Below are 25,082 nucleotides of genomic sequence, written 5' to 3'. Positions count from 1 at the left end.
GTGGCAGGCTTAGGCCGATGACCGACCGCCCGACCGCCCCCGCCCACACCCCCGCCTCCCGCCCCGGACGCGGCCCCCGCAGCGCCGTCGTCCCCGACGAGCGCCCCGACGCCGACGGCCTGACCCCCACCGCCCGGCGGGCCCTGCGCGCCCTACCGGACTCCCTGCATGAGTTGGGTCGCCGCTTCGCCGACGCCGGGTATGAACTCTCCCTGGTCGGCGGCCCCGTGCGCGACGCCTTCCTCGGCGTGGTCCCGCACGACCTGGACTGCGCCACCTCCGCCCGCCCGGAGGCGACCGAGGCGATCATGAAGGCCTGGGGCGACGCCTGCTGGGACGTCGGCAAGGCCTTCGGCACCATCGGGGCCCGCAAGGGTGACGACGTCGTCGAGGTCACCACCTACCGCACCGAGGAGTACGAGGCCGGCTCCCGCAAGCCGGCTGTCGCCTACGGTGACAGCCTCACCGGCGACCTCACACGCCGCGACTTCACCGTCAACGCCATGGCGCTGCGTCTGCCCGAGCTGGAGCTCGTGGATCCCCACGGCGGCTTCGACGACCTGTGTGCGGGCGTGCTGCGCACCCCGGTGTCCGCCGAGCAGTCCTTCGACGACGACCCCCTGCGCATCATGCGGGCCGCCCGCTTCGCCGCCCAGCTCGGCTTCGACGTCGAGCCCGACGTGCTGGCCGCCATGACCGATATGGCGCCACGCCTGAAGATCGTGTCCGCCGAGCGGGTGCGCGCCGAGTTCGAGCGGCTGCTGCTGGCGCCCTGGCCGCGGCGCGGGCTGGAACTCATGGTGCACACCGGGGTGGCCGACGTGGTGCTGCCCGAGCTGTCCGCCCTGCAGGAGACCGTCGACGAGCACAAGCGCCACAAGGACGTCTACGAGCACACCCTGACGGTGCTGGAGCAGGCGATCGATCTGGAGACCGGGCCGGACGGGCCCGTGCCCGGCCCGGACCTCGTGCTGCGGCTGGCAGCGATCTTCCACGACATCGGCAAGCCTGCCACCCGGCGCTTCCTGCGCGACGGCACTGTCACCTTCCACGGGCATGACCACGTCGGCGCTCGCATGACCGCCAAGCGCATGCGCGCCCTGCGCTTCGACAAGCAGACCATCAAGGACGTCTCCCGCCTGGTGGAGCTGCACCTGCGCTTCCACGGTTACGCCGACGCCGCCTGGTCCGACTCCGCCGTGCGCCGCTATGTGGCCGACGCCGGGCCCCTGCTGGAGCGTCTACACCGGCTGACCCGCGCGGACGTGACCACCCGCAACAAGCGCAAGGCGCACATGCTGGACGCGGCCTACGACGACTTGGAGGACCGCATCGCGCAGCTGCGCGAGGAGGAGGAGCTGGCCGCCATCCGCCCGGACCTGGACGGCAAGCAGATCATGGCCGAGCTCGGCGTCGGGCCCGGGCCGGTGGTCGGCGAGGCCTACCGCTTCCTCATGGACCTGCGCATGGAGAAGGGCCCGCTGGGCGAGGACCTGGCGCGCGAGGCGCTGCACTCCTGGTGGGCGGCGCGCGGCGGGAAGTAGCTGGCGGGCGCGCGGCGAGCCGACACTGCGGGTGTCGCCGTCGGCAATCGCCCTGGTCAACTAGCCGGAGGGTGCGCTCTCTTCGTCTGCAACGCCTCTTCCCCGTTAACGACGTCTGCAACGCCTCTTCTCCGTTAACAACGCTACTTAACGTTCTGCTGAAGGCCTCGAAGGTATACAGCAGACGGTTAACTGGCGTTGTTAACCCCGAACCGGCGTAATAGACGGGCTTGCGAGTGCCCTTGTCCGCAACTGGACTGACTATTGGTGACGTGTGTGTGGCGCTCGACCGGGCCACCCCCTGGTCAGCGCCGTCATGACATCTCACCGGCGTCCACAGGTGCCGTTCGCGACACCCCAATCCACAGAGATCGCGGGGCGCGGTGGCGCCGCCGTCGGGCCGCGGCGATTCTGCTGACATGCAGCGCTACCCGACCCCGCCGGAACGTCCCCGCATGTTGTTCACCGCCGACCGCTCCAACGGCGACCTGGCCGGTCGGCGCGATCTCATACGGGTGGCGCATGGCAGCTACATGTTCATTCCCGACCGGGATACGCCGACCTGGCGCCTGAAGGAACTCGTCACCCTGGCGCGCTGCGAGGCGGCGCTGCGAGCCTCGCCGTCGGCAATCGCCCTGACCCACGAAGCGGCGGCGGTGGTGCTGGGGCTGCCTGTCTTAGAGTCCGAGCCCTGTATCCGCCTGGCGGTGCCCGGGAACCGATCGCGCAGCACCATCGTTTTCCCAACGGTCAGGTACGGGCCGCCGGAGGGCCGACGTCATGGTCGGTCGGTGACGCTGCTGCGTTCGACGACCGCGCCGGCGCCGGAGGAGGTCGTCAACGTGGGCGGGTTGCGGGTGACGACGCCGCTGCGCACCGCCATGGACTGCGCCTTCGACCTGCCGGTGCGCGAGTCGTTGCCGGTGGTGGACGCCGCGCTGCGGGCGGTGTGCCGTCCCGACCGCTTCAACCGACGCTGCTACGGGGAGATGGAGATCGACGCGGCGCGCGAGCGGTTGATGCGCATGGTGGAGAGCCAGGGGCGCCGTCACGGCAAGCGTCGTGCCAGGGTGGCGGTGGCGCTGGCGGATCCCTTCGCGGAGTCGCCGGGCGAGAGCGTGCTGCGCTGGGCGGTCGGTGTTGCCGGGGTGGCCGAACCGGTGACGCAGCGGCGCTGGATCGGCGACGATGCGCACGAGTACTTCCTCGACGTCGCCGTGGACAGTGCCATGGTGGACCTGGAGTTCGACGGCTACGGCAAGCTGGCGACGTCGGCGGACGTGCGCGCGGAGAAGCAGCGGGAGATGGTGCTGCGGCGTGGCGGGTGGGCGGTGCACCGCTTCGAGTGGCGGGAGTTGGCCGATCCCGAGCGGTTGGTGCGGCGGGTGGAGAGCCTGTTCCCGCCGCAGGTCATGCGCGGGGTACGGCGTCGCCGCGACCTGTGGCTGTAGGGGGCGCGGGGCGGTGGACAAGATCGCCCGGACGGGTGCCCAAGGCGCGTGCCGGGGAGGTTCTGCGTCAGGGGCCGATGACGCTTAGCGGGCAGGTCACGGTGCCGTCCGGCAGGGTCGCCGTCGGGCCGGTGCCGGTGACCACAAGCTTGAGTACCGGCTCCCCGACCGCGGAGGTGTCAATCTGCTGCACGGTGCGGGCCAGTGAACGGGCGCCCTTCTCGATCTGGGAGGTGCCCGATATCACCTCGACCGCGGCCCACCGGCCGCCGGGGAAGGTAAGTGTGGCGTAAAGCGTCGTGGACGCGCTTGCGGGTGAGGTGGTCGGTAGCAATGAAGGCGCCGAGGCTCACCCGCACCCGTAGAGGGGCCGCGTTTGGACCACGTCATGGTGCGTTTGCGCATGCGCAGGAAGCGTCCGGGTGGGTGGTGTCGGCGACCAACCTGATCTACGAGCTGACAGGGGCATTCGCTCTTCTCGTCTGCAACGCCTCCTCCCCGTTAACAACGCTACTTAACGTTCTGCTGAAGGCCTCGGAGGTATACAGCAGACGGTTAACTGGCGTTGTTAACCCCGAACCGGCGTAGTAGACGCCCGACGCCGTGGGAGGCCGGGGCGTGGACGCAGGCGGCTAATGCCTGGGATGCCCGCGGCGATCGCGAACAAGCAGGACGACTTCTACGCATAGGCCGGCAAGCAGGATCCAGCGCACGATGCTCCACACGGCTGCGGGCAGAAAGCTGAAGCACACGGCGGTGACCAATGCCCAGACCAGGAGTGTGCGCAGGTGGCGCGGGGAGTTCAGGTACAGGCTGTCGGTGGAGCCGGTGCGAGCAGAATCCATGGCTGCTTCTTTCAGGGACGGCGGTTAGCGGTGTAGCTCACTGTAGTTGTTGCAGATCCCCGAGTCGGCACGGGGTACGGCGATTCAGAGGATGGACGCCGGTGTGTCAGATCCGGCCGCGTACGGAGTAGACGACGTGACTGACTTTTGCCTCAGGGTTCAGATGCTGAGTGGGCATGGATGCCGGCGATGTGTGCGCGCACTGCTTCGGGCGACAGTGCGCGGGTGGGATCCTCGCGTAGCTCGTCATAGGCCGGGCCCACTTCGTCGCGCAGCCATGAATCGAGAGCTTCTTAGCGACTGAACAACTCGCGGAGCCCGTCTACGACGGCTGCACTCCGGCTGGCGTACGCGCCTGGTGCCACACGCTGATCCAGCTCAGCGGCCAGACTGTCCGGCACGGTGATTGTCAGCGTCCTGCTCACCGGGGCTCCTTCCGTCGTCGTTCCGACTCTATGCGTCCGTTGCGAAGCGCAAAAGGATGCTTGTAGGGCGGCCCGGTCGGCAGGTCGTGGGTTCTGGTCGGAGTAGCTGGCTGCGGAGGAGGTCGTTTGCAACGCCACTTCCCCGTTAACAACGCTACTTAACGTTCTGCTGAAGGCCTCGGAGGTATACAGCAGACGGTTAACTGGCGTTGTTAACCCCGAACCGGCGTAGTAGACGGCCGGTGCCCGCCGCGGCGGGGTCGCCCAGGCACCCCTGCTGCCGCCGCCGTCCGCCGCGCACCCCGCACGCCGCCCCGTCCCATGAGACGCTTTACGGCCCCGCCGCGCACCCCGGCTATCGTGGAGCCATGCGCGTGTACAACTTCTCCGCAGGCCCCGCACAACTGCCCCTGCCCGTGCTCGAGCAGGCCGCCGCCGAGCTCACCGACTGGCAGGGCTCCGGCATGAGCGTGCTGGAGGTCTCCCACCGCGGGAAGGACTTCGTCGCCTGCGCCGCCGACGCCGAGGCCGCCTTCCGCCGCGTCGCCGGCGTCCCGGACAATTACCGCATCCTCTTCCTCGCCGGCGGCGCCACCGGCCAGTTCTCCGCCATCCCTATGAACCTGGCCGCCCGCGGCGCCACCGCCGCCTACCTCAACACCGGCCAGTGGTCCAAGAAGGCCATCAAGGAGGCCGGCCGTCAGGGCGTGGACGTGCGCGTCGTCGCCGACGAGTCCGCCTCCGCCTACACCACCACCCCCGAACCCGACTCCTTCACCGTCCCCGCCGACGCCGCCTACCTGCACTACACGCCCAACGAGACCATCGGCGGCGTCGAGTTCCCCTACATCCCCGACGCCGGCGACGTCCCACTCGTGGCCGACTTCTCCTCCACCTACCTCTCCCGCCCCATCGACGTCGAGCGCTTCGGCGTCATCTACGGCGGCGCCCAGAAGAACCTCGGGCCCGCCGGCCTGGCGATCGTCGTCGTGCGTGAGGACCTGCTCGGCCGCGCCCGCGAGGACGTGCCCGCCATCTGGGACTGGAAGGTCATGGCCGGCGCCGACTCCATGCTCAACACCCCGCCCACCTTCTCCATCTACCTGCTCGGGCTGATCCTGCACTGGATCGAGTCCACCGGTGGCCTGGAGGCCATGGGCGAACGCAACCGCGCCAAGGCGGAGCGCCTGTACGCCGCCATCGACGCCTCGGACTTCTACACCAACCCCGTTCAGGCGCGCTCCCGCTCCTGGATGAACATCCCCTTCACCCTGGCCGACCCCGCCCTCGACGCCGACTTCCTCGCCGGCGCCGACGCCGCCGGCCTGACCAACCTCAAGGGTCACCGCAGCGTCGGCGGCATGCGCGCCTCCATCTACAACGCCATGCCCGCCGACGGCGTCACCGCCCTGATCGACTACATGACCGAGTTCGAGCGCACCCGCGCCTGACGGTCCGCCCGGAAGCCCAGTAGCACCGCAGGAGAAGCCACAGCCATGACGAAGCAGTTCCGCATCCAGACCCTCAACGCCATCTCCGGCGCCGGCCTGTCCCGCTTCCCGGACGACCGCTACGACGTCGGCGGCAACGTCACCGACCCCGACGCGCTGCTGGTGCGTTCGGCCAAGCTGCACGACGCCCCGATCCCGGACTCGGTGCTGGCGATCGCCCGCGCCGGCGCCGGTACCAACAACATCCCCGTCGACGCCATGACCCAGCGCGGCATCCCGGTGTTCAACACCCCCGGCGCCAACGCCAACGCCGTCAAGGAGTTGGTGCTGGCGGGCCTGTTCATCGCCTCCCGTAACCTCATCCCCGCCGCCCGCTTCGCCCACGAGCTCACCGGCGACGACGCCGAGATCGCTCGCGCCGTCGAGGCCGGCAAGAAGCAGTTTGTCGGCTTCGAGCTGCCCGGCCGCACCCTGGGCGTGATCGGTCTGGGCGCGATCGGCGTGCAGGTGGCCAACGCCGCGCTCGGGCTGGGCCTGAACGTGGTGGGCTTCGACCCCGGCATCAGCGTGGAGCACGCCTGGCACCTGAGTGCCGAGGTGGAGCGCGCCGAATCCATGGAGGAGGTGTTCCGCCGCGCCGACATCCTCACCGTGCACGTGCCGCTGATCGAGTCCACCCGCGGCCTGGTCTCCACCCAGCGCATCGCGTTGATGAAGGAGACGGCGGTGCTGTTGAACTTCGCGCGCGCCGAGATCGTGGACGAGGCCGCCGTCGTCGCCGCCCTGGACGAGGGCACCCTGGGCGGCTACGTGTGCGACTTCCCCTCCACCGCCGTGCACAAGCACCCCAAGTGCATCTCGCTGCCCCACCTGGGCGCCTCCACCAAGGAGGCCGAGCGCAACTGCGCGGTGATGGCCGTGGACGAGCTGCGCGGCTTCCTCGAGGACGGCCAGGTCCACAACGCGGTCAACTTCCCCGAGGCGGTGCTGCCGCGCGAGCCCGGCACCCGCCGCCTGGTGATCGTCAACCAGAACGTGCCCAACATGGTCGGCCAGGTCTCCACCCTGGTGGCCGAGCGGGGCCAGAACATCGCCAACCTGCTCAACCGCTCCCGCGGCGACCTCGCCGTCACGCTCGTCGACGTCGAGGGCGAGCTCGGCGAGGACGTGCTCGAGCAGCTGCGTGCCATCGACGGCGTCCTGTCGGCCCGCGCCCTCGAGCCCGCCGCCTGAACCTGGGCGCTGACGCACGATCCTGCCCGCGCCAACGCGCAAGCCACGACCTTCGGGCTAATCCACGACCCCGGGGAGGTCGTGGAACGTACCCCAAGGTCGTGTTTTGCGTGCGAGGCGGGTGGCGCGCGGGTCGTCGCTGCCTGCGGCGTGAGCGTCGAGGCCGCCTCGGCGGACCTATTGCCTTCTATTGCCTCTTCCCTTCCGCGCCCAACTGATCTACTATCTAGTAACTACTAGATAAGCGGCGAGGGCGCCGCACAGGAGGGCACAATGACGCAGCACCCGGACCGGCTCATCTTCGGAGCCGCCTACTACGACGAGTACACCCCCGCCGCCGCGGGCCCCGACCGGCTTGAGCGCGACATGCAGATGATGGTGGACGCCGGCTTCACCACCATCCGCATCGCCGAGTTCACCTGGGGCACCTGGAACCCCGCCCCCGGCGTCTTCGACTTCACCCACATCGACCGTGCCCTCGACGCCGCTGCCGCGCACGGCCTGGACGTCATCATCGGCACCCCCACCGCCGCCATCCCCACCTGGCTGGCCTCCCGCCACCCCGAGGTCCTCGGCGTCACCGCCGCCGGCCCCAACAAGTACGGGCCGCGGCAGAACATGAACATCCTCGCCCCCGCCTACCGCCACTACGCCGAGGCCGCCATCCGCGCCCTGGTCGAGCACACGGCGCCGCGCGCGCACGTCGTCGGCTTCCAGCTGGACAACGAGACCAAGTACTACGACGCCGCCAACGCCGACATCCAGCGCGCCTTCGTCGACCACCTCAAGGCCCGTTTCGGCGACGGGCAGGAGGGCCTCAACGCTCTGAACTCGGCGTTCGGCCTGAACTACTGGTCCAACCGGGTGGGCGCCTGGGAGGACTTCCCCGACGTCACCGGCACCATCAACGGTTCCCTGGCCGCCGCCTTCGACGCCTTCCGCCGCCGCCTGGTCACCGACTTCCTCGCCTGGCAGCGCGCCATCGTCGACGAGTACCGGCGCGAAGACCAGTTCGTCACCCAGAACTTCGACTACGAGTGGCGCGGCTACTCCTTCGGCATCCAGCCCGCCGTCGACCACTTCCAGGCCGCCGACGCCGTCACCCTGGCCGGCGTCGACATCTACCACCCCGGCGAGGACCACCTCACCGGCCGCGAGATCGGCTTCGGCGGCGACATCTCCCGCTCCCTGAAGGACGGCGACCCCTACCTGGTCATCGAGACGCAGGCGCAGGGGCAGATGGGCTGGCTGCCCTACCCCGGCCAGCTGCGCCTGCAGGCCTACTCCCACCTGGCCTCCGGCGCCTGCGGCGTCATGTACTGGCACTGGGGCTCCCTGCACAACTCCTTCGAGACCTACTGGAAGGGCCTGCTCAGCCAGGACTACACGCCCAACCCCACCTACCGGGAGGCCGCCACGATCGGCCGCGAACTGGCCACCCACGCCGACTCGCTCACCGGCCTGCGCAAGCACAACCGGATCGCCATCATGATCTCCAACGAGGCCTACACCGCCCTGGAGTGGTTCAGCCTAGAGGCCGGCTTCCCGCGCCAGTACGCCGGCGGCGGCGCCAACTACAACGACGTCTTCCGCTGGGTCTACGACGCCCTGTTCGACCTCAACCTGGAGGCCGACATCGTTCCCGCCGACGCCCCCGTCGAGCGCCTGGGCCGCTACGCCGTGCTGATCGCCCCCGCCCTGTACGTCACCCCGCAGGCCACCACCGACGCCCTGCGCGCCTACGTGGTCGGCGGCGGCCACCTGGTCACCACCTTCCGCACCGGCGTCGCCGACGAGAACGTGCAGGTCTTCACCGACCGCCAGCCCCACGGCCTGTCCGCCCTGCTCGGCTTGGGCACCGACCAGTTCACCCGCCCCGACGGCGTCGCCCTGCGCCCGGTGGGCGCGCTCGCCGCGGCCCTGGACGACGACGGCATAGCAGCCGGTCCGGCAGTGGCGGCAGAACTGGCCGCCTCCACCTTCATGGAGTTGCTTACCCCCGTCGACGCCGCCGCTCGTGAGGGAGACGCCGAGGTGGAGGTGCTCGCCGAGTACGACCACCACGCCTGGTCCGGGCCGGCGGTGGCCACCCGCGCCGTCGGCGCCGGCTCGATCACCCACCTGGCCACCATGACTGCCCCGGCGTCGGCCCGCGCCGTGATGCGGCTGGTGGCCGAGCGGGCGGGCGTGACCGACTGGGCCCAGGACCTGGCCGGCACCGTCACCGTGCGCCGCGGCACCAACGGCCGCGGCCGCCAGCTGAGCTACTTCCTGAACTACTCCCACGACGCCGTCGAGATCGCCCTGCCGGCCAGCGGGGACGACGTGCTCGGCACCGCCGCCACCCCGGGGGCCCGCCTGGAGGCCGGCACCACCGTCACCCTCCCCGCCTGGGGCGTCCTCGCCGTCGAGTCCTGAGCCGACCGCCGACGTCGACGAACCGCCGCCAGCCAACCGCAACGAAGCACAAAACCCGCACCATTAGGAGAACCCATGACCGACACCAGCCCAGCCAGCACGCCAGCCGCCAAAGCCGCCGGCTTCCAGTTCTACGCCACCACCGAGGCCGACCCCTGGTTCACCCCGGAAACCCCCGTCACCATCGAGCCCATGCAGACCTTCCCGGGCGCCTTCCTGCGCTTGGACGCACCCGCCCAGGAGATCGACGGCTTCGGCGTCTGCTTCAACGAACTCGGCTGGGTGGCGCTGTCCCGCCTGTCCGAGGCCGAGCGCACCGAGGTGCTGCGGCAGATCTTCGCTCCCGGCGTCGGCACCAACCTGTCCACCTGTCGCATGCCGGTGGGCGCCAACGACTTCGCCACCGACTGGTACTCCTACGACGAGGTCGACGGCGACTTCGCCCTGGAGCACTTCAGCGTCGAGCACGACGACGCCACCCTGGTGCCCTACATTCAGGCCGCCAAGGCCCAGCGGCCCGACCTGACCCTGTGGGCCTCCCCCTGGGGCCCGCCGTCGTGGTTCAAGCGCAACCACCACTACGCCTGCGCCGCCCCCAACCCCATGAGCGAGCAGACCAACTTCGACAACGGCCTGTCCCCGGACAACCAGATCGAGGAGGGCACCGACGGGCTGATCCTGAGTGAGGAGGTGCTGGACGCCTATGCGCGCTACTTCGGCAAGTTCATCGACGCCTACGCCGAGCGCGGCATCGACATCTCCATGGTCATGCCGCAGAACGAGTTCAACTCCGCCCAGATCTACCCCGCCTGCACCTGGACGCCGGAGGGCCTGATCGCCTTCCTGAAGCACCTGATCCCGCAGATGGAGCGGCGCGGCGTGAAGGTCTTCTTCGGCACCATGGAGCGCCCGGACGACACGATGGTGGAGAAGGTGCTGGCCGACCCGGAGGTGGGCCCGCACATCGCCGGCGTCGGCTTCCAGTGGGACGGCAAGCGGGCCGTGCCCTTCGTCCACCACAACCACCCGGAGCTGAAGATCTACCAGTCCGAGCAGGAGTGCGGCGACGGCAAGAACGACTGGCGCTACGCCCGCTACGCCTGGACCATGATGCGCCACTACTTCAACAATGGCGCCAGCGTCTACGACTACTGGAACCTGGCCCTGGACGAGGGGGGCGTCTCCCGCTGGGGATGGAGCCAGAACTCCCTGGTGACCGTGGACCCCGAAACCGGCAGGAGCCGCTTCACCTACGAGTACTACGTGCTGCGGCACCTGTCCGGCTTCGTGCAGCCGGGCGCCCGCTTCGTGCCGGCACTGTCCTACACGGGGTATGAGAACCTGCTGGCCTTCCACAACCCGGATGGCTCGGTGGTGGTGGCCGCACAGAACGACATGACCACCCCGCAGGAGTTCGTGGTGGGCGTGGGCAGCAAGAATGTGTCCTTCACCGCCCCCGCCGACTCCCTGGTGACCGTGGTGGTGCCCGCCGAGCACGTGGAGGTGGCCCCCAAGCCGCTGGCCTGAGCGGCGCGCGGAGCGCAGGCGAAGTAAGGAAGGCGGCGTCGGGAGCGGTCGGCGGTAGCGGCGGGCGGGAGCGGCAGGCCAGGGCTTGCCAGCCGCAGCCCTCGTGCCTCGGGCCGCTCCCGCCAGCCCCGGCCACGCCTGCGGCCCGCTGCTCCCGCCCCGCCGTCGTCGGCCTGCTGCCTTTCCCGCGCATGCTCGTGCGCATTCCACGACCTTGGTGACACTGCACGACCTTGGGGTACGTTCCACGACCACCCCGGGGTCGTGGAACGTACCCCAAGGTCGTGATTTGCATGAGCGTCAGCGGTAGTCGTCCCAGACCGGGGAGGGGAACAGCACCGCCTCCCAGCGCGCCCACTCCTCGGCCAGGGAGATGGGCGGGCGGCGGAAGAAGCGGATCTGTGCGCCGTCCATCGCCTCGATCGCCATCTCCACCAGCGGCCGCATCGACTCCCAGCCGCCCGCCGCCATGACCTCGGGGGGCAGCCGCCACGTGAAGGAGGAGTAGTAGTCCCACACCTGGTCGGGGCGGTCGATGAAGCGTTCGTAGGCGGGATGACGTGGGTCGGTCGCCTCCACGCCCAGCGTCATGTACAGCTCCATCAGTTCCGGGCGGGCCTCATTGAAGGCCACCAGGTAGCGGAAGTAGGCCGGCAGGCTGATGCCCTCGGGGTGGGTGGCGGCCGGGTCGCCGGAGTCGATGAAGTCCTGCGGGGTGCCCTGGCGGTCGTAGCGATCGTTCAGCAGCAGCTCCAGCAGGCCGTCCTTGGTGCCGATGTAGTGCAGCAGCCCGGCCTGGGTGATACCGACGGCGTCCGCCACCTCCTGCAGCGACAGCCCGTTGAATCCGTGCTTGGCCACCAGCTCGGTGGCGACATCAACGATCTGCTCGCGCCGCTGGGCGGCGGTCATGCGGTGGCGTTTGGGGGAGGACGGCGACATGCGCCGATCCTATGGCCCGGGCTCGTTAACTGCCCGAGTCCGGGACAAACGCGCCCGCAGCGGCGACGGCGCGATTACGGATCGTTGAGATCGCGCGGTTGTACGAGTGGCTGCGAGGCGGTCGGCCGCCGTTTGTCCCGGATGGCGACAATGAGGCGCGCCCGGCCGGGGCATGGTGCCTCGGCCGGGCGCGTGGGCACATCCGTTCAGCGCACCTTGCGGATCGCCAGGATAGAGAAGCAGCCGACGACGGCGCAGACGATCGAGATTGGGAACACCAGGGAGTAGCTCCCGGTGCGGGTGACCACGAAGGAAGTGATGATAGGGCCGCACATCTGACCGAAGGTGGTGGACATGTTCAGGATGCCCAGGTCCTTGCCGGCCGTCTCGGGGTCGGGCAGCACATCCACGTTCAGCGCCTGGTCTACGGAGCCGTAGACCGCGTAGCCGAATCCGGCGATGGCGGCGAACAGGTACATACCCGTTGTCGTCGGCATGATCCAGGGCATTGCGACTCCCAGGGCGAAGCACAGGGAGGCCATCACCACCGGCACCTTGCGGCGGTGCAACAGGTCGGACAGTGGGCCGCCGATGAAGCCGCCGGCGAGGCTGACCACCAGGATGATGGTGTTGGTAAGCGCGACGGTGGAGGCCACCTGCCCGGCGGACAGATCCAGATAGTCCTGAATGATGTAGAGCTGGTAGGCGTTGATCATCTGGTAGGAGATGAGCATCGTGAAGCGGCCGAAGAACGCCTTGTAGAAGTCGCTGGCGCCGTGGGTGGGGGGAATGAACGAGCGGGCGAGATCAGCCAGGGACTGGCCCGCCGGAGGCAGGTCGGCGGAGGAGCGTTCGCGCGGCCACAGCGCCACGGCAACGATGCCGGAGATACCCATGAGGATGCCGCCGACCACGAAGCCCGAGGTTGCGGCAGAGCCTCCGGTGATGAAGGAGGCGCCGATGATTGCGCCGAGCGGGTAGCCCATCGCCGCGCCCACGCCCCAGAAGGTGGACATGGTGCCGCGAATGGACTCGGGTACGCGGTCGGACAGCACGGCGATCGCCGGGGCGAGCATCATGTTCAGGCCGACCATGCACAGGCAGTAGTCGAGCGTGAGCAGCTTGGTGTTGCCGATGACGCCAACGGCGAAGAGCGTGACTCCGCCGATAATTCCTCCCCAGACGACCCAGGGGGTGCGGCGCCCAAGACGTGAGCGAGTGCGATCGGAGAAGTTGCCGAAGATCAGGTTGGAGACCAGCGAGACGACGGCGGTGATTGCGTTGATGGTGCCGAGAAGCGCATCGGGGTTGGCAACTCCCAAGTCCTTAAGGCGTTGAGGTAGGAGCACCGAGGCGATGATGCTCAGGCCGACTGCCCAAAGTACGGATATCAGGAGAAAACCTGCGCCGAAGCGCACCATGGCGCCTCGGTCGAGCGGTAGGCCGGTGTCGGGTGCGAGGTTGGAGGGAGCCGAGGCGTCTTCCTCGGCGGGGGACGCGGGCTGCTGTGCCATGTGCGTGGACCCTTTCATTGAACGGCGATGTTCACCAACGGCAGTTACTTACTACTTAGTAAGTACGTCGGGAAGACTAATCGCCGTTCGCGGTTGTTGTCAAGGGTTGCCAAAGCGTTTGCTAGCTCGATTCAGGCCTTCGCGCGTCGCACCCACCCTTGCCGAGGCGATTGCGGTATCAGCGCTTCGCGCCGACGTCGGCCCGGGCGACCCGCGCGGCCGAAGCCCCCCCGCGGCCGCGGCTCCCCGAGTGGACTCACGCCGTCGTAACGCGCCCTCCCAGCCGGATCTCACAGCGGACGCTGACCGCTGTCGGTGCGCCCATGCGGAAGGCTATGCCCATGCGCCTGACCGACGACCTCAAGGACCTCGCCTCCGTCCCGGCCTTCCGGAGCCTGCTGGGCGTCCGCCTGGTGTCTCAGACCGGCGACGGCATGGTGCAGGCGGGCCTGGCCACCCTGTTCTTCTTCCAGCCGCAAAACATGACCACCGCCTCCGGCGTGGCCGCGGCCCTGGTGGTCATGCTGCTGCCCTTCAGCGTCGTCGGCCCCTTCACCGGGCCGTTCATCGACCGCTGGCGCCGTCGGCAGACCCTCCTGTACGGCAACCTGGCGCGCGCCGGCGTCATCGCGCTGACCACGCTCGCGCTGCGCGCCACCGGCATCGGCCCGGCCGTGTACGTGCTCGTCCTGGTGGCGCTGGGCATCAACCGCTTCCTGCTGTCCGTGCTGTCCGCCGGGCTGCCGCAGATCATCGACCACCGACGCCTGCTGACCGCCAACTCGATCGTGCCCACTCTGGGCGGTGCCGCCACCGCGATCGGCGCCGTCATCGGCTTCGTGCTGCGCCTGGCGCTGCCGGCCGGGACCGCCCAGGACACCGCCAGCCTGCTGACCGCCATGGTGCTGTACGTGCTGGCCGCCGGGGTGGTCACCCGGCTCGGCGCCAACCAGCTCGGCCCGGACAAGCCCGCCGACGACGGCCTGGGCGCCGCGCTCGCGGCCACCGCCGGCGACCTGGCCGACGCCGTGCGCTACCTGGTGCGCCGGGGCACGCCCGGTCTGGCGCTGACCACCATGGCGCTGCACCGCTTCGTGTACGGCATGCAGGTGATCACCATGATCCTGACCGCCCGCAACCTGCTGGCCGCCCCCGAAGACGCCGACACGGGGCTCGCCATCTTCGCCACCCTGATGGGTGCCATGGTCGCCGGCCACGGCCTGGCGGTGGTGCTCACCCCGCTGGCCCACGAGCGCGTGGCGCCGTCGACCTGGATCGTCATGTGCCTGCTCGGCGGATCGGTTGGCCAGTTGATCCTCGTGGGCACGTACCAGCAGGCGCTCATGACCGCGGGGATCTTCATCTTCGGCGTGGGCGTGCAGGGCGCCAAGATCGCCGTCGACACCATCGTCCAGGCCGACACCGCCGACGCCTACCGCGGCCGCGCCTTCTCCATCTATGACGTGCTGTTCAACACCGCCGAGTGCGTGGCGGCCGGAGTGGCCGTGCTGGTCATGCCCGACGTCGGCTGGTCGCGCCCGGTGCAGGTGGCGCTGGTGGGCTTCGTGTGGTGCGTAGCCCTCACCTACCGGGCGTGTGTGCGCGCTCTGCACGACCAACCGCGGGAGGTCAGCGGGCTGCCCGGGCTGGGCTGAGGCATCACCGGACTCGGGTCGACGCGGAAGGAACTCCGTGCGCCGATGCAAACGCTAGGCAAACATCTTCTGGACAGGAGCGCCGACAACATACAAGGCCGGGTTATGTGTGGCAAACATGTTTGATTCCCTAAGGGCGTGCTTGACGAGTTGGGGACTTGGTTCACGCAAGCGCTTGCGTAAATCGACCGGTTCAACATATGCTCACCGTGTTGCGCGGGTCACCGCTGATGCTGCGCGCATCGTCGGTATCTACCGGCTCATCTACCCCATCCACCTCGATTCTCAACCCACCACCGCAGCTGGGCTCGGGCCGTCCCACGGCCAGGTGTAGTCACGCCGTCGTTCCCACTGAGGCCACCAGAAAGGGATCGGCACATGCGATCTGTAAACCGTCGGCTTCGCCGAGCAGTGACATTCGCCTCCGCACTCGTTCTAGCCACCACGGGTGTGGCCGCCTGCTCCTCCGGGGGCGGGCAATCCGCAGAAGGGGATGTGGACTGCGCCAAGTACGAGCAGTGGGGCGACCTGTCAGGGGAGACGATCAACATCTACTCCCCCTACGTCGGCGCCGATCAGGAGCGCCTGGAGAACTCCTGGGCGGGTTTCTCCCAGTGCACCGGGGCGGAGATCGTCTACGAGGGCTCCACCGACTTCGAGTCGCAGATCCAGGTGCGCATCCAAGGAGGCAACGCTCCGGACATCGCCTTCATCCCCCAGCCGGCACTACTGAACACCCTCGCCCAGCAGGATGTGCTCATCCCCGCCTCCGACGCGGTGGCCGCCAGTGTCGAGGCCGGCTGGTCGGAGTCCTTCTCCGACTACGCCACGGTCGACGGCACCCTGTACGGCTCGCCGCTGACCACCGGAGTCAAGTCCTACGTGTGGTACTCGGTACCCCTGTTCGAGGCGGGCGGCTACGAGGCTCCCACCACCTGGCAGGAGCTGCTCGACTTGACCGCCCGGATTCAGGCCGACACGGGGCAGCGGGTGTGGTGCGACGGCTTCGAGTCCGGGGCCGCCACGGGATGGCCGGGAACGGACTGGCTGGAGGACTTGGTGCTGCGCACCGCCGGTGAGGACGTATACGACCAGTGGATCGCCCATGAGATCCCCTTCGACGACCCGCAGATCGTCGCGGCGTTGGATGAGGTCGGGAAGATCCTCAAGAATGCCGACTACGTCAACGCCGGCTTCGGGGACGTGACCTCGATCGCGTCCACGAACCAGATCGACGCCCTGACCGCGGTCACGGACGGGGAGTCCTGCTACATGTCCCACCGCACCGCCTCGGCCACCTTCGACGAGGACGTCACCGTCGCTCCGGACGGCGACGTCTGGGGCTTCTACCTGCCGGGAACCAGCGCCGATGACCCCAAGCAGCTCGTGGGCGGAGGAGAGTTCACCGTCGCCTTCACCGAGTCCGACGCCGTGGAGTCCGTGCGCCAGTACCTGGCCTCGGACACCTGGGCCAATGACATCGTCACCCAGGGAATGGTCTCGGCCAACACCGGAGTGGACGCCTCCAACGCCCCGACACCCCAGCTGGAGAACGCCATCGAACTACTCCAGTCCGACGGCGCCGTCTTCCGCTTCGACGCCTCCGACCTGATGCCCACCGCCGTGGGCGGGGGCACCTTCTGGAAGGGGATGACCGACTGGGTGCTCGGTTCCACCACGGCGCAGGTGCTCTCCGACATCGAGTCCGGCTGGAACGACTGAACTCGCCCGGGGGCGGCGCCGGCGTGTGCCGCCCCCGGTACCCGGGAACCGGAGGACAGGAGAACAACCATGTTGGCAGGATGGCAGGACAAGCTCCTGCAAGTCGGTTTGGCGCTGGCCGCCATCGCGATCGTCGTCGCCCTGGTGGTGTTCGTGATCGCGCTGTTGGAGCGATGGCGCACCAAGGAGCGGAGGATTGCTCTGGTCTTTGCGGGACCCGCGCTGCTACTGCTGGCGGTGGGACTCGTCTATCCCATGGGTGGGACGGCCCTGATGTCCCTGTACGACGGTACGCAGACGCAATTCGTCGGCCTGGACAACTACAAGTGGATCTTCACGGACCCGGCCGCCGTGCGCTCGCTGCTGAACACCCTGATCTGGCTGGTGGTGGTCCCCGTGGCCTCAACCGGCTTCGGCTTCCTGTACGCCCTACTCATAGACGGCAGCCGCTTCGAACGCTTCACCAAGACCCTCATGTTCATGCCAATGGCGATCTCATTCGTGGGGGCCTCCATCATCTGGAAGTTCGTCTACGCCTACCGGGATATCTCCCGACCCCAGATCGGCCTGCTCAACCAGCTCCTCGTCTGGCTCGGCCAAGAACCGCGGCAGTTCCTCATCGACTCTCCCTGGAACACGCTGTTCCTGATCGTGGTGATGATCTGGACGCAGACCGGCTACGCCATGGTGCTGCTGTCCGCCGCCATCAAGGCCATGCCGGTGGACGTCGTCGAGGCCGCCCGCCTGGACGGTGCCGGTGGCCTGCGCATGCTGACCAATATCACCATTCCTCTGGTGCGGCCGACCCTGGTGGTCGTGTTCACCACCATCGCCATCGGATCGTTGAAGGTGTTCGACATCGTACGCACCATGACCGGCGGCCAGTACGACACCCAGGTAATCGCCAACACCATGTATGACCAGTCCTTCCGCTACGGACAACCCGGGATCGGATCCGCCATCGCCGTGCTCCTACTGGTGATGGTGGCGCCGGTCATCGCCTTCAACGTCCATCAGCTCCGCCGCAACCGGGAGGTACGAGGTTGAGCACCGCCGCCCCCGCCACGCCGTCGATATGGGCCCGCACCCATACGGCACTGACCTCCAAGGCCGCCTCCGGGCTGTCGCTGCTGATAGCCCTGCTGTGGACCGTGCCGACCTTCGGCCTGTTCATCTCCTCCTTCAGGGACAAGTCCGACCTCAACAACTCCGGCTGGTGGACCTTCCTAGCCAAGCCGAGCTTCACGCTGGACAACTACACGGACGTCCTATTCGGAGGATCGGCCTCCAACCAGCTGAGCAACTACTTCTTCAACTCCCTCCTGATCACCCTGATCGGTGCATTCGCGCCGATGCTGCTCGCGCTCATGGCCGCCTACGCCTTCTCGATGATTGACTGGCGCGGACGCGATCTGGTGTTCACGATCGTCTTCGCCCTCCAGATCGTCCCCATCCAGATGACACTCGTTCCCCTGATGCGCATATTCGTGGGGTCCGGGGTATCCAAGACCCTGCCATTCGTGGCGGTGTGGATCGCCCACACGATTTACGCCCTGCCCCTGGCCGTATTCCTGCTGCACAACTACATGGCGGACATTCCGCGGGAAATCGTGGAAGCCGCCAAGGTGGACGGCGCCGGACACATTACGATCTTCACCCGGATCGTCCTGCCTCTGCTCACCCCGGCCATGGCCTCCTTCTTCATCTTCCAGTTCCTATGGGTGTGGAACGATCTGCTGGTGTCGCTCACTTACGCCGGCGGTACCGCGAAGACCGCCCCGCTGACGGTGCGTCTGGCCGACCTGTCGGGAACCTACGGGGACGATTGGAACCTGCTGACGGCGGGAGCATTCGTCTCCATCATCGTGCCCGTGACCGTGTTCCTACTGCTGCAGAAATACTTCGTACGCGGCATGATGGCGGGGTCAGTGAAGAGTTGACCGCCGCCCCGGGCTGCCGCGTGGCTCGTGGCAACTCCAAGGAGCCTCGCCAGGCTCAGCAGGGAAGCGTGGGATGTAAGGAGACCGATGGCCACGATCGCCGACGTCGCCCGGGTCGCCAAGGTGTCGGTTTCTACGGCGTCGCGGGCGCTGCGCGACAGTTCACAGATCTCGGAGGCGACGCGCCTTCGGGTGAAAGAGGCCGCACGCGAGCTCGACTACGTGGTCAACACCTCAGCTCGGCGCCTGGCCAGTGGGCGCACCGATGCCGTCGGCCTGCTTGTGCCCTACGTGACAGGATGGTTCTTCGGTCAGGCGATCACCGGTGCGGAGCAGGTGCTGCGAGCGGCCGGGTGTGATGTCCTGCTGTACAACCTGGTAGACATCGATGGACGCCGGAGCTTCTTTGACCGCATGCCCCTGCGCAACGTGGTGGGAGGGGCGCTGATCTTCTCCCTCGCGTTGAGCCAGGAGGAGATCCGCCAATTCACGCGCTACCGCATTGCTTTGACCACCTTGGGCGAGGCGACGGCGGAAGTCAGCTCCGTCATGATCGACGATCGCGCCGCCGCCGCCGCGGCGGTGCGTCACCTGCTCAACCTGGGCCATCGGCGTATCGGCCTGATCAGTGGGGAACTCGACCATCCTATGGGTTTCAAGTCCTCTCGCCTACGTCACCAGGGATACCGAGACGCACTGGCACAGGCTGGCATCGCTTCCGATCCCGCACTAGTCGTCGAGGCCGACTACACCGTTCAGGGCGGATGCCTCGCCGTGGCGCGGCTGATGAGCTTGGCTGAACCGCCTACTGCCATATTCGTGATGAGCGACGAAATGGCGATCGGGGCCATACACACGGCACGGTCCATGGGTATCCGGGTTCCGGAGGATCTATCGGTGGTGGGTTTTGACGACTACAAGATGTCGGAGCTGTTCGGACTGACGACCGTTCGGCAGCCCGTGCTGGCGGAGGGACGTAGTGGTGCCGAACTGCTGTTGTCTGCGCTTGGACAAGGGATGGACACACCGGTGCACAAAGTGCTGCCGACCGAGCTCGTCGTACGTGCCACCACGATGAGACTTGAGCCTCGCCCCTAGTCGGTGCCGTGATTCACGGCTCAAGGGTGGCCTTCGCGTGACCTTTGCGCGACAATTTGAGGGTGAAACGCGTCCTCGTGACCGGTGGCGGCGGGTACCTCGGGTCGAATCTGCTGCCGCGGCTCGCGGCGGCGGACTGGAAGGTGCGGGCCATGGGCCCGTACCCGCCGGGTCCTGACGCCGCCCCGCCCGTGGACGTTGAATGGGTGACTGGTTCCGTCCTGGATGAGACGTCCCTGGCCGAAGCGATGGCGGACTGCGACGCCGTGGTCCACCTGGCCGCGCGAATCACCCTGTGGCGACGCGACCCCGCGGCCTGGCGACTGAATACCCGTGGTCCGGCGCTGGTGGCGGCCGAGGCCCGGCGCCGTGGCATCCGCATGGTGCACTGCTCCTCAATCCATGCCCTGGATTGCTCCGCTGACGGAACTATCACCGAGGCGACGCCATTGGCGGGTGTGGAGCGCCCGCTTTACGATCGCTCCAAGGCCGTGGGGCAGCGGGCGGTGTTGGCGGAGGTGGCCAAGGGCCTGGATGCGGTGATCTGTCTGCCCACCGGAATCATCGGCCCGATCGACCGCGGTTCGCGTGTGAACGGGCTCATTCTCGCCGCCGCGCGGGGTCGTAAGGTGACGGTAGCGGGCGGCTTCGACTGGGTGGATGTGCGAGACGTTGCCGCGGGCATCACGGTGGCACTCGACTGGGGCAGGGCGGGGCGCTCCTACCTATTGAGCGGCGCACGTGCGCAGATCTCCACCCTGATGTCACTCGGCGCGATCCTGGCCGGACGGCCGCCACTGCGCCTGGCATTCCCTTTGGAATGGGTGCGGCCGTTGGCGCCCTTAGGGGAAGTGGTGGGTAGTCGGCTCGGCACAGACGTCTTCACGCCGGCCGCGCTCGGTGCCCTGGCCGACAGTCCGACGGTCTCCAATCGGCGGGCCCGCGAGGAACTCGGCTTCCTGCCACGGCCCCTGGCGATGACCGTGCGGGACCTACTGGTCTCCGCGGAGATCGACGTGTCCGCTGGGGTGGGCGTCGGCGGGCGCTGAGAGCCCGGCAGTCGGCCCGTTGCACGCAAAGAATCCGAGCGCGGAACGCGAAACCGCATGATGGCGCGGAAAACGGAAATGAGCTGGGTGCGCTTAAGGTGCTCCGGTGTGCAACGAGGGGCTCATTGCACACCGGAGCGGGAACACGTATTTCGGCCCAGGAAGCAGATCGTTGTAATTCCGCGGATAAGTCAGGGTGGGCGGTGCCGGGGTCTGCGCTATTGCGTGCAACTCACTGCGAGGTGCCGATGTTGAAGATCCAGCGGATGCCGAAGGGGTCCACGAGCACGCCGTAGACCGCATCCCGCTCGCGGCCCGGGTTCGGCGGAGGGTGCTGTATCTGGCGCCGATGGTTGCCGACTGGGTTAGTTAATGGTGGTCTGCTCGCCGAGGTCCATGGCCTCGGGCTCAGACTCAGATTCGGGATCGGGCACGGTTCGGCGACGGTTGCGGTGGCGGTGACGCTCGCCCCCGCCCCTGTGTTCTGCACGACCTGGGGCTGCGTTCCGCGACCTTGGTGTGTGTTGTACGGCCACCCCGGGGTCGTGGATGCGGGCCGGGGTCGTGCAGTGTCGCCCAGGGTCGGGCAAGAACTCCGCCCCTCCACACGCAACCGGGCGAACACGCCCCGCGCCGCCCTGGTTGGACCGCTCACGCCCCGGTGGACCGCTGTAACCGGCGGCTACGGCGGTCCAACGGGGGGACAGGGGTCCAACTGGCAGGCGCACACAGACACCCGGCCGCGCACCGCCACCCAAGCACTCACACAACCGGAGCTAACCTGCGGCGGCCGCGAGCAATGGGTTCATCTGCAACGCCACTTCGGGGTTAACAACGCCGGTTAACCGTCTACTGAAGGTCCCAGAGGTATACAGCAGACCGTTAAGTAGCGTTGTTAACGCCCAACCGGCGCAGCAGACACCCACGCCCGACACAACCGAAACACCCCCAAACCGGAAGCGCCAGATATTGCCGTGCCCGAGGGAGGGCGTCGACTACGCGGCATACACCGTGAGAACGCGCCTGGACTCGCCTGGGCTAGACACTGCGCTGATTCAACGGCGCGATGACGGGCCAAGGGATGTTCTCGGTACGTAAGATCTACCGACCTCGGCGGTGGGGCGGGGTGGAATGGGCGATCAGCCCTCCTGGGAGCGCAGCCGCGCCCGGCGCACCAGTTTGCGCAGTTCATCTACCCAGAGCACCAGTGAGGCCATGGCCACGGCGACCGCCCAGTGCGCCAGGTCCAGGCTCGCCGTGGAGAAGGCCGCCTGCAGGAACGGCACCTCCACCACCGCCACCTGCAGCACCACGCCCAGCGCGATCGCGCCCCACAGCCACTTGTTGACCAGCAGATGCCGGAAGGCGGAGACAGTCTCCGAGCGCGAGTTCACGGTGTTGAACAGCTGCGCCAGCACCAGGGTGGTGAAGGCCGCCGTGCGCGCCGTCGCCAGATCGTCCACGCTCAAGGACGTCTCAATCAGCCCGCCGGGCAGGAAGATGTCGAGGGTGCCCAGGGTCGCCGCGGCCATCACGGCGCCGATCAGCAGCACGCCTCGCCACATGGCGGCGTCGATGACCCGCTCGTCGGGGCGGCGCGGAGGCCGCGCCATGACGTCCTCCACGCTCGGGTCCACGCCCATCGCCAGGGCGGGGCCGGAGTCCGTGATCAGGTTGATCCACAGGATCTGCGTGGCCACCAGCGGCAGCACCACCCCGGACTCGGAGTGCCCGCTCAGTCCCACGGCGCCGGCGAACACCACGCCGCCGAACACCGTGAGCACCTCACCCATGTTGGAGGACAGCAGATACCGCAGGAACTTCTTGATGTTGTCGAAGATCCGGCGCCCCTCCCGCACGGCGTCCACGATGGTGGCGAAGTTGTCGTCCGACAACACCATGGTGGCGGCCTCCTTGGTCACCTGCGTCCCGGTCACGCCCATGGCCACGCCGATGTCGGCGGCCCGCAGGGCGGGGGCGTCATTCACGCCGTCGCCGGTCATCGCCACCGTCTGCCCCTGCGCCTTCAGGGCCCCCACGATCCGCAGCTTGTGCTCCGGAGCCACCCGCGCATACACGTTCACCCTGCCGACGGCGTCGGTCAGGGCGGCGTCGTCCATGTCGGACAGCTCCCGGCCGGTAAGCACGCGGGCGCCGGGCGCGGCGATACCCAGGTCGGCGGCGATGCGTCCGGCGGTGGCGGGGTGGTCTCCGGTGATCATGAGCACGCGCACGCCGGCCCGGTGCGCCTCGGCGACGGCGGCGGCGGCCTCCGGGCGGGCGGGGTCAATGATTCCGACGACGCCGGCCAGCGTCAGCCCCTGCTCCAGGTGGTCGAAGACGCCGTCCGTGCCGGCCGCGGCGACGGCGGCAGCCTCGTCGGCGTCCAGGTCCCGGTAGGCCACCGCCAGGGTGCGCAGGGCCCGGCCGGACATGTCCGCGATATGCGCGCTGAACTCCGCGCGCGCCGCCGCGTCCAGCGGCTGGTCGACCTCGCCCACGCGCACGCGGGTGCAGCGCTCCATGAGCACGTCGGGGGCGCCCTTGGCCATCAGGATGGTGGTGCCGTGCTTGGCGTCCGTGTACAGCACACTCATGAGCTTGCGCTCGGAGGTGAAGGGCACCATGCCCACGCGGGTGAAGCGGCCCTCGCGGCTGCCCTGCGTGCCGAGCTTCAACTCCGCCACCAGGAAGGAGCCCTCGGTGGGGTCGCCGACGACGCTCCAGACGCCGTCGTCCTCGGCCAGCTCGGTGTCGGAGGCCATGGCCCCGCCGGACAGCACCACGGTGACCTCCTCGCGCAGCGCGCCCGTCAGCGGCTCGCCGTCGGGGTGACCGTCGCCGTCGGCGTCGGGGGCGACGTGCCCATTGGGCTCGTAGCCGATGCCGGTGACCACGGTGGACCCGGAGGCGGTGACCACCTCCTGGATGGTCATCTCCGAGCGGGTCAGGGTGCCAGTCTTGTCCGAGCAGATGACCGAGGCCGAGCCCAGGGTCTCCACGCTGCTGAGCTTCTTGACCACCGCCCGGTGCAGCGCCATCCGCTGCACGCCCAGCGCCAGCACCACCGACAGGATCGCCGGCAGCCCCTCCGGCACGGCCGCCACCGCCAGTGAGACGCCCAGCAGCAGGGCGTCGATGAAGGAGTCCGCGGTCCGCTCCGGCGTGAGCGCCAGCAGGGTGGCCACCACGACGACGGCGATGGCCACCACGATCCCGCCGAGCATCTTGGACACGCGGGTGATCTCCCGCTCCAGGGGCGTGTCCTCGTCCTCGACGGCGTCGAGCATGCGGGCGATCGCGCCCATCTCGGTGGCCCCGCCCGTGGCGGTGACCACGGCCTGGCCGGAGCCCTGGGCCACGGAGGTGCCCCGGTAGACCATGGCGGTGCGGTCTGCCAGGTCGGCGTCCGCGGCGACGGCGTCGGCGCGCTTGGAAACGGCGTCGGCCTCCCCGGTCAGGGAGGATTCGATCACGCGCAGGGAGGCGGCGGACAGCAGGCGGGCGTCGGCGCCCACCTGGTCGCCCTCGCCCAGGATCAGCACGTCGCCGACCACCAATTGGGCCGAGGGGATGGACACGCGCGCCCCGTCCCGCAGCACCGTGCTGGAGGCCTGGGTCATGGCGGACAGGGCGGCGACGGCGTCGGCGGCCTTGTTCTCTTGCACGAAGCCGAGCACGGCGTTGAGGGTGATGACCGCGAGGATCACCAGGGCGTCCACGGGCACGCCGTGCGCGCCCTCCAACACCCAGGCGATCACGGAGATGACGATGGCGAGGATGAGCAGGTAGACCAGGGGGTCGGCGAACTGGGCGAGGAAGCGGCGCCAGGCCGGCACCGGCGGCTTGCGCGGCAGTTCATTCGGGCCGTCCGCCGCCAGGCGCGCCGCGGCGTCGGCCGAACTCAAGCCGGTGCGTGCATCAGTTCCCAGCGCTGCGGCGACCTCCTCGCCCGGGAGCGACCAGGGCGCGGCAGGAGGCGCGGCGGGGGCAGTCATCCGTGCAGTCACACACGTATCTCACCAGTGTCGACCCCCGGCGTCGAGTCCCGTTCGCCACTAGCGCCGCGTCCTCGATTTTCGGGTGGAGTCCACCGCCGTCCCAGCGTTCTTCGAGGCCGGAGCGGGAATGTGAGCCCCGTATGTGACCCATCCGGCTCCGACGCAGAGAGAATTGTGGGGAGAATAGACGCATCTGACAGCCCAGGCGGTAGCCCAAGGCCGCCTCGGCGTGATGTGATGAACCTGGACCAAGCTGCGGACAGGAAT

The 25,082-nt window shown here is 68.5% G+C and carries 17 protein-coding genes; 12 read left to right on the top strand and 5 right to left on the bottom strand.

Going from position 1 to position 25,082, the window contains the following annotated elements; all coding sequences use genetic code 11:
- Positions 1-17 precede the first annotated feature (17 nt).
- Together C3B71_RS15565 and C3B71_RS15560 are read left to right on the top strand one after the other, a co-directional pair.
- Entirely contained in the window at positions 18-1,544 is a 1,527-nt protein-coding gene (locus C3B71_RS15565) for a CCA tRNA nucleotidyltransferase (protein ID WP_108969321.1), read from the top strand.
- Between the two features lie 419 nt (positions 1,545-1,963).
- Positions 1,964-2,995 carry a hypothetical protein gene (locus C3B71_RS15560; RefSeq protein WP_146752399.1) on the top strand — a complete coding sequence of 344 codons (1,032 nt, stop codon included), beginning with the start codon at positions 1,964-1,966 and terminating at the stop codon, positions 2,993-2,995.
- A 67-nt stretch (positions 2,996-3,062) separates the two neighbouring features.
- Here C3B71_RS15560 and C3B71_RS15555 read toward each other — a convergent pair whose 3' ends face one another.
- Together C3B71_RS15555 and C3B71_RS15550 are read right to left on the bottom strand one after the other, a co-directional pair.
- Positions 3,063-3,329, bottom strand: coding sequence for a hypothetical protein (locus C3B71_RS15555; RefSeq protein ID WP_108969317.1), 267 nt, complete (start codon positions 3,327-3,329; stop codon positions 3,063-3,065).
- Positions 3,330-3,627: 298 nt separating this feature from the next.
- The gene (locus tag C3B71_RS15550) at positions 3,628-3,840 is read right to left on the bottom strand and encodes a hypothetical protein (RefSeq protein WP_108969315.1); all 213 of its coding nucleotides are present in this window, start codon (positions 3,838-3,840) and stop codon (positions 3,628-3,630) included.
- Positions 3,841-4,633: 793 nt separating this feature from the next.
- Here C3B71_RS15550 and serC point away from each other — a divergent pair.
- The 4 genes from serC to C3B71_RS15525 all read left to right on the top strand — a co-directional run bounded on the left by serC (position 4,634) and on the right by C3B71_RS15525 (position 10,894).
- Positions 4,634-5,716, top strand: a complete 1,083-nt coding sequence (gene serC / locus C3B71_RS15540; RefSeq protein ID WP_108969313.1) for a 3-phosphoserine/phosphohydroxythreonine transaminase — start codon at positions 4,634-4,636, stop codon at positions 5,714-5,716.
- Between the two features lie 45 nt (positions 5,717-5,761).
- Entirely contained in the window at positions 5,762-6,949 is a 1,188-nt protein-coding gene (locus C3B71_RS15535; protein ID WP_073333373.1) for a phosphoglycerate dehydrogenase, read from the top strand.
- 273 nt (positions 6,950-7,222) lie between these two features.
- Positions 7,223-9,367, top strand: coding sequence for a beta-galactosidase (locus C3B71_RS15530; protein ID WP_108969310.1), 2,145 nt, complete (start codon positions 7,223-7,225; stop codon positions 9,365-9,367).
- 75 nt (positions 9,368-9,442) lie between these two features.
- Positions 9,443-10,894 carry a glycoside hydrolase family 30 protein gene (locus C3B71_RS15525; protein WP_108969308.1) on the top strand — a complete coding sequence of 484 codons (1,452 nt, stop codon included), beginning with the start codon at positions 9,443-9,445 and terminating at the stop codon, positions 10,892-10,894.
- Positions 10,895-11,194: 300 nt separating this feature from the next.
- Here C3B71_RS15525 and C3B71_RS15520 read toward each other — a convergent pair whose 3' ends face one another.
- Together C3B71_RS15520 and C3B71_RS15515 are read right to left on the bottom strand one after the other, a co-directional pair.
- Complete coding sequence (locus C3B71_RS15520; RefSeq protein ID WP_108969305.1) at positions 11,195-11,836, bottom strand: TetR/AcrR family transcriptional regulator; 642 nt, start codon at positions 11,834-11,836, stop codon at positions 11,195-11,197.
- A 206-nt stretch (positions 11,837-12,042) separates the two neighbouring features.
- A complete protein-coding gene (locus C3B71_RS15515) occupies positions 12,043-13,350 on the bottom strand; it encodes an MFS transporter (RefSeq protein WP_108969303.1) in 1,308 nt (435 codons plus the stop codon).
- A gap of 341 nt (positions 13,351-13,691) precedes the next feature.
- Between C3B71_RS15515 and C3B71_RS15510 the strand changes: the two genes are divergently transcribed.
- The 6 genes from C3B71_RS15510 to C3B71_RS15485 all read left to right on the top strand — a co-directional run bounded on the left by C3B71_RS15510 (position 13,692) and on the right by C3B71_RS15485 (position 20,814).
- Positions 13,692-15,005, top strand: coding sequence for an MFS transporter (locus C3B71_RS15510; protein WP_108969300.1), 1,314 nt, complete (start codon positions 13,692-13,694; stop codon positions 15,003-15,005).
- Between the two features lie 411 nt (positions 15,006-15,416).
- Positions 15,417-16,727 (top strand): ABC transporter substrate-binding protein, encoded by a 1,311-nt coding sequence (locus C3B71_RS15505; protein WP_159097720.1) that lies wholly within the window; start codon positions 15,417-15,419, stop codon positions 16,725-16,727.
- 69 nt (positions 16,728-16,796) lie between these two features.
- Positions 16,797-17,774: a carbohydrate ABC transporter permease gene (locus C3B71_RS15500; protein ID WP_108969296.1), complete on the top strand. Its 978-nt coding sequence runs from the start codon at positions 16,797-16,799 to the stop codon at positions 17,772-17,774.
- Entirely contained in the window at positions 17,771-18,667 is an 897-nt protein-coding gene (locus C3B71_RS15495) for a carbohydrate ABC transporter permease (protein WP_108969293.1), read from the top strand. Before C3B71_RS15500 ends, C3B71_RS15495 begins: the two co-directional genes overlap by 4 nt.
- Before the next feature lie 87 nt (positions 18,668-18,754).
- Complete coding sequence (locus C3B71_RS15490; RefSeq protein WP_108969291.1) at positions 18,755-19,765, top strand: LacI family DNA-binding transcriptional regulator; 1,011 nt, start codon at positions 18,755-18,757, stop codon at positions 19,763-19,765.
- Between the two features lie 62 nt (positions 19,766-19,827).
- Positions 19,828-20,814, top strand: a complete 987-nt coding sequence (locus tag C3B71_RS15485; protein WP_073333360.1) for an NAD-dependent epimerase/dehydratase family protein — start codon at positions 19,828-19,830, stop codon at positions 20,812-20,814.
- Positions 20,815-21,953: 1,139 nt separating this feature from the next.
- Here the strand turns inward: C3B71_RS15485 and C3B71_RS15480 are convergent.
- Complete coding sequence (locus tag C3B71_RS15480; RefSeq protein WP_108969287.1) at positions 21,954-24,812, bottom strand: cation-translocating P-type ATPase; 2,859 nt, start codon at positions 24,810-24,812, stop codon at positions 21,954-21,956.
- Between the last annotated feature and the right edge of the window lie 270 nt (positions 24,813-25,082).

It is taken from the genome of Actinomyces sp. Z16, from assembly GCF_003111765.1.
Taxonomy (GTDB): Bacteria; Actinomycetota; Actinomycetes; order Actinomycetales; family Actinomycetaceae; genus Actinomyces; species Actinomyces glycerinitolerans.
Note: the sequence above shows the minus strand (reverse complement) of the source record. Positions and strands in the feature narration are given on the sequence as shown.